Below are 5,805 nucleotides of genomic sequence, written 5' to 3'. Positions count from 1 at the left end.
TGCTGATCGGGTTCCTTGATTACATATACTTCCGATTTGATCTTGTTCTTTTGGACAAACGGAACCACTTCTTTTTGCAGCTTCGATTTAAAATCAAGGCTCACCAGTAATACCTTGAGGGGCTGGTTTTGGTGCTGCTGCTGCAGTTTTTCAAAATTCGGCAGTTCTTCTACACAAGGTCCACACCACGTTGCCCAAAAATTAACCACATAGGTGGTATCTTTTCCCTGAGCCATCCGTTGCTCCAACTCATTTAAAGATAGTAATTTAACCTGAGCATGAGCTGCCGCAATTGCAAAAAAGAAAATAATGGCCAATAAGTACCTCATCGGTTCTTGGATAAAAGATTTTAACAACAGGACAAATGCCGCAGACCGAAATTTGACTTATAGCAATTTATTCAGCTCTTGCTCTACATATTTGTTTTTTGGCGTAGCTTTCGGATCCTCGTTATCGTCAATACGGCCAATGTACTTGATCAAGAAGCCATTGGGTTTCTTTTGCAGGACTACCGCCGTTGGTGTTTGCCTGATGCCCAGCATGAAGGTATATTTAAACTTGTCGTCTGACAAATAAGGAAAAGTAAAGCCCTTTTTATCCGACATCTTCTTCATTTCGGGCATCGCATCTAGCGGATATTTAATCGGATCGTCGCCATAAGGCCCAATTGCTACAACCGGATAGCCTTTCGATTTATATTTTTTATCAAGTGCTATTACCCTATCTTCATACATGATGCAATGGTCGCAGGTTGGGGTCATAAATACAAGCACAAAGCCTTTGGGCTGTTTTTGTGCCTTGAGGTCGTACACGGTGCCTTTAGTGCTCAACAGGGCCAAGTTTGGCAGGATATCGCCAGCTTTTAAAGGGTTTTGTGCCTTTAGGCTTACACTGGCTACCAGTAATAAACAGAGAGAGAAAATTGTTTTACGCATAGAGTTTTTATTTTAAGGTTCCTGTTTTTACAATCGCATTCTGATAAACAGGCAAATTCAGGTCGTCAACCACTACCCCTCTTGTGGTAGAAGCATGTACAAAAAAGTCATTATTTAAATAAACGCCTACATGGTCTACTTCATTGCCGCCAAAAGAGAAAAATACTAAATCTCCTTCTTCCAAGTTTCCGATGCTCTTTTTCCTTACGGCTTCAGCCTGATCGCGCGAACGCCTGGGCAAAGTTAAGCCATAAATATTTTTTTCGAGCAAAAGAGCGAAACCCGAGCAATCAATGCCGTTTTTATCTAAACCACCCAAGCGGTATTTCACCCCTGTCCAATCGGCTATAAAGCGGTAAAGCTCCCTGCTTTTGAGCTGTGCCATCGCATCTGCTACTTTCGATGCCTTCATATCGGGCCTTGCCGTATACTTTCGGGTGCCACAAGAGGCCAATGTTAGCGCCAGCAACAAACCCAAACCAAGTTGTAAAGGCAGACGTGGATTCAGAAATCGAATGCGTTGCAGATTGACGTTTATGGCTTTGATCATAAATTACGATTTGGTGAATGCCCACAAGATAACTCAATTCAAACTGATAAAATGTCAACAGTTTTCCACTTTTCAACTATTTATTGAGTGGTTAGTTATTAGTTGGCTAGCACCATGGTAGTTGTCATATTGGTAATTAGTCGTAAGTCGACAACTTTCAAATTTTCACTTTTCACTTTCAACTTTTAACTTCAAACCCACTAATTCTTAATCAAGCGCTGTATCTCGTCTAATTTAAGCAAAGCTTCTACCGGTGTCAAGGTATTCACGTCGAGGTTGTTTAGCGAATCACGGATTTTGATCAATACCGGATCGTCAACCGCAAACATCTGCAATTGATAAGCCTGGTTCTGCACTTTTTTAATACTGTCTTTAATGCTTTGCCCCTCGGTACGGTCAATTTCCAGGCGTTTCAGGATTTCGTTGGCCCGGCTGATCAACTTAGAAGGCATGCCCGCCAATTTGGCTACATGTATACCAAAACTGTGTTCGCTGCCACCAGGCACCAGCTTGCGTAAGAAAATGATTTTGCTGCCCACTTCCTTAATGGCTACATTAAAGTTCTTGATGCGAGCCATGGTGTTTTCGAGCTCGTTAAGCTCGTGGTAGTGCGTAGCAAAAAGCGTTTTCGGTCTCGCCGTTGGGTGTTCGTGCAAGAATTCGGCAATGGCCCAGGCAATAGAAATTCCGTCGTAAGTACTCGTGCCACGGCCAATTTCATCCAATAAAATCAAACTCCGGTCAGAAATATTGTTCAGGATGCTGGCCGTTTCGTTCATCTCTACCATGAAAGTACTTTCGCCCGAAGAGAGGTTGTCGGAAGCTCCCACACGGGTAAATATTTTGTCGGTAAGCCCCAAATTGGCCGATTTGGCCGGCACAAAGCAACCCATCTGCGCCATGAGCACAATTAATGCGGTTTGGCGTAAAATAGCCGATTTACCCGACATGTTGGGACCAGTAATGATAATGATCTGCTGGCCTTCATTATCCAAAAACACATCATTGGTAATGTATTCGTCGCCAGTTGGCAATTGCTTTTCGATAACCGGATGCCGCCCGCCTTTAATATCGAGTTCTTTTTTTTGATTAAGCTCTGGCTTTACATAATGGTTTTTGATGGCCAATTGTGCAAAGCAAAGCAATACATCCAGTTGCGCTGTTAAAAAAGCATTCAGCTGGATAGGCTTGATGTAATGCGCCACTTGAAACATCAGCTCGTTGTACAGCCTGACTTCGATGGCCTGTATTTTTTCTTCGGCACCTAAAATCTGCTCTTCATACTCCTTCAGTTCTGGGGTAATGTAGCGCTCGGCATTAACCAAGGTCTGTTTACGGATCCAGCTTTCAGGTACTTTGTCTTTGTGGGTATGGGTAACTTCGAGGTAATAACCAAATACGTTGTTAAAAGATATTTTAAGCGACGGAATGCCCGTACTGGCCGCTTCTCTTTTCTGGATTTCGACCAGATACTCTTTGCCTCCGTAGGCAATTTTACGCAAACGGTCCAGCTCTTCGTCAATGCCATCGGCTATGACATTGCCTTTAACCAGCAAGGCCGGAGGATCGGGTTGCAGTTCTCTTTCCAGTCGTTCTTTAATGCTTAAACAAGGATTAAGTTGCGAGGCCAAGGCTGTGAGAAACGGGTTTTCAGTCTTTTCGGCCAGTTGTTTGACCTCTTCAATATGCCCCAATGCCCTTTTCAGTTGCAACAGTTCGCGCGGCCCCGCCTTTTGCAGGCCTACTTTCGAAATCAGGCGTTCTAAATCGCCGATTGGTTTGATGTGGTCCAGAAACTCTTCGAGCAAGGTTTCATGCTTTACCAAATAATCGACCATACCCAAACGCTCCTGAATAGGCTTCAGTTCTTTTAAAGGCATGACAATCCATTTGTGCAACAGGCGCGCACCCATGGGCGTACAAGTTTGATCAAGCACATTGAACAAGGTAACGCCATTATCGTTGGCCGTGCTTACCAATTCCAGGTTGCGGATGGTAAAACGGTCGAGCCACATATAGCGGTCTTCTTCAATCCTCGAAATGGAAGTGATATGCTGCAGGTTACGGTGTTCGGTTTCGCCAAGGTAATACAGCACCACTCCTGCTGCAATTACACCAGCCTGCAACTTGTCGACCCCAAAACCTTTGAGCGAGTTAACCTCAAAATGTTTGGTTAGGGTTTCGTTGGCATAATCGGCGGTAAAAGCCCAATCGTCTAAGCCGAAAGTATAGAATTTATCGCCAAAGAGATTGAAAAAATCCTGGCGCTTATGTTTTTGAAAAACCACTTCCGTAGGCCTAAAGCTCTGCAAAAGCTTGTCGATGTATTCGGAACTGCCTTGGGCGATTAGAAATTCGCCGGTAGAGATATCGCAAAAGGCCACGCCCATGGTTTGCTTGTCGAAGAAAACAGCAGCGAGGTAATTGTTGGCTTTTTGGCTCAGGATGTTGTCGTTGTAAGCTACTCCGGGTGTAACCAATTCGGTAACCCCGCGCTTTACGATAGTTTTGGTCATTTTGGGATCTTCGAGCTGATCGCAAATCGCCACCCTTTGTCCAGCTCTCACCAATTTAGACAGGTAATTTTCGAGCGAATGATGTGGAAATCCGGCAAGTTCCAAGGCCCCGTTTGGCCCGGTTCCCCTTTTGGTGAGCACGATGCCCAAAATCTGGGCAGTTTTAACGGCATCTTCGCCAAATGTTTCGTAAAAATCTCCTACTCTGAATAACAATAGCGCACCAGGATATTTAGCCTTGATGGTATTGTACTGTTGCATTAATGGGGTTTCTTTCGCTGTTGCCTTCGCCAAAATTGTTCTGAATTTATAAACCGTAAATATACTATCTTGTGGCGTAGCGATAAAACGTTTGTGGAGAAAATATGTGAAATGTTAAGAGGTAACCGATTGTCAAAACCCAAAGCCGATGCCTTTGTTTATAATTCATAACCAATACCTAAAAGGATGGAAACTAAAGTGATTGTACAGGAATTTTTAGTTGTACTTAATGCCGATAATTTTGCCAAAACAAGCACCTATTTAGATAACCCGAGGTTTGTTGAGATCATGGACACCCGATACGCACCGGAAAACAGTCACATCAAAACCTTTAAAACAAGGTCTGATCCTCGCCAACTCTTAGCTCATTCATAATGAATATAGCTATTTTGATCAACCAAATCTTAAATCGCCAATAATTAGGCTATCTTTGCAGAAATTAAAGCTAATGGCAATATTACATAGAAAAGAAGAAAAAATACAGGTCGTGTTGGGCAGATTGCCTAAAAAATATACCCACGAAGAGTTTATAGCCATGTTTATCAAACTCTATTCTAAAGACTGGGGCAAAATAAAATCGGCCTACATTAAACAATCGCAAGACAAAGAACCCGGAACCCTAGTAAGGATGCCAAAGCCGGATCTTTATTTGAAGCAAATATTAGAAATCTACCTGCAGGGACCAGTTGTTAAAGCAGTTCCTGTAAAAGAAGAATTGCCTATAGCAGCAGCGCCTCAAAAAGCTAAACCTACCAAAAAGGAAGCAACTGAGGAAGAGCCGGTTGCAAAAGCCAAACCTGTTGCCAAAGCTAAGAAAGAAACAGCAGCCAAGGAACCTAAAATTGCCGTTAAAAAGACAAAAGCTGTTGCAGAACAGGCGGATACCGAAACATTAGCGCCTGCAAAAACCAAAAAAACAACCACTAAAAAGGACGTTGAAATCACGCCGGAAGCCACTCCAAATAAGGCAATCAAGACTAAAAAAGAAGCCACTATCGCAGCTGAGCCTATAAAAACGTCAAAAAAAGTGGTTAAAAAAGAGGATTCCGCTACCGGAACACCTACTGAAAATAAAGTTACATTACCAAAAAAAGCAGTTGCTAAAGCTAAAAAATAGATTTTTTATTTTGAGCTTTTGCTCTTGTTGATGAAGCAAAATCAGCAAGAGCAAAAATCTCTTAATGCTGGATGTTGCGCAACTAGGGAGGCTTTCAGATTTGAGCTATAACACACAGTATTTTAACCTCTTAGATCTGATTTGGAGAGCAAGGCCTTATATTTAGCTTGCTTTGTTCCAGCAAATTCCTAAACAGCTCATCTGTTTCTTTATTCCTTACACTTACGTGAACATTTCCATATTGGCAAATAGACAAAATCAAATGCTGTTCTTTGTCTATAAAATGAACATACTGTAAAATTCCATTGGTTCTGCTCAACCAAGCAAGGTGCTTCCAAAAGCAAAATGCTTCTGCACTGTCTCTTATACACATCTAAAAGAGGGGGGGGGGGGGGGGGGGGGGGGGGGGGGGGGGGGGGGGGGGGG

The 5,805-nt window shown here is 43.0% G+C and carries 6 protein-coding genes; 1 reads left to right on the top strand and 5 read right to left on the bottom strand.

Annotation, left to right across the window (positions count from 1 at the left end):
- The 4 genes from JHD69_RS18870 to mutS form a co-directional block, all read right to left on the bottom strand.
- Window positions 1-329: TlpA disulfide reductase family protein (locus tag JHD69_RS18870; RefSeq protein WP_199141895.1), on the bottom strand; the 329-nt coding region annotated here is incomplete at its 3' end.
- 57 nt (window positions 330-386) lie between these two features.
- The gene (locus tag JHD69_RS18865; RefSeq protein WP_199141894.1) at window positions 387-935 is read right to left on the bottom strand and encodes a redoxin domain-containing protein; all 549 of its coding nucleotides are present in this window, start codon (window positions 933-935) and stop codon (window positions 387-389) included.
- Between the two features lie 7 nt (window positions 936-942).
- On the bottom strand, window positions 943-1,485 hold the full coding sequence (locus JHD69_RS18860; protein WP_199141893.1) for a C40 family peptidase: 543 nt from the start codon (window positions 1,483-1,485) through the stop codon (window positions 943-945).
- 200 nt (window positions 1,486-1,685) lie between these two features.
- Window positions 1,686-4,295 (bottom strand): DNA mismatch repair protein MutS, encoded by a 2,610-nt coding sequence (gene mutS, locus JHD69_RS18855; protein WP_370583521.1) that lies wholly within the window; start codon window positions 4,293-4,295, stop codon window positions 1,686-1,688.
- A gap of 397 nt (window positions 4,296-4,692) precedes the next feature.
- Here mutS and JHD69_RS18850 point away from each other — a divergent pair, with 397 nt between their 5' ends.
- Window positions 4,693-5,379 (top strand): hypothetical protein, encoded by a 687-nt coding sequence (locus JHD69_RS18850; RefSeq protein WP_199141891.1) that lies wholly within the window; start codon window positions 4,693-4,695, stop codon window positions 5,377-5,379.
- 209 nt (window positions 5,380-5,588) lie between these two features.
- Here JHD69_RS18850 and JHD69_RS18845 read toward each other — a convergent pair.
- A partial coding sequence (locus tag JHD69_RS18845; protein WP_199141890.1) for a hypothetical protein occupies window positions 5,589-5,805 on the bottom strand: 217 nt, incomplete at its 5' end.

The organism is Pedobacter sp. ASV12 (assembly GCF_016429155.1).
In the GTDB taxonomy this organism is placed as follows: domain Bacteria; phylum Bacteroidota; class Bacteroidia; order Sphingobacteriales; family Sphingobacteriaceae; genus Pedobacter.
This window is presented reverse-complemented; position numbering and strand designations above follow the sequence as displayed.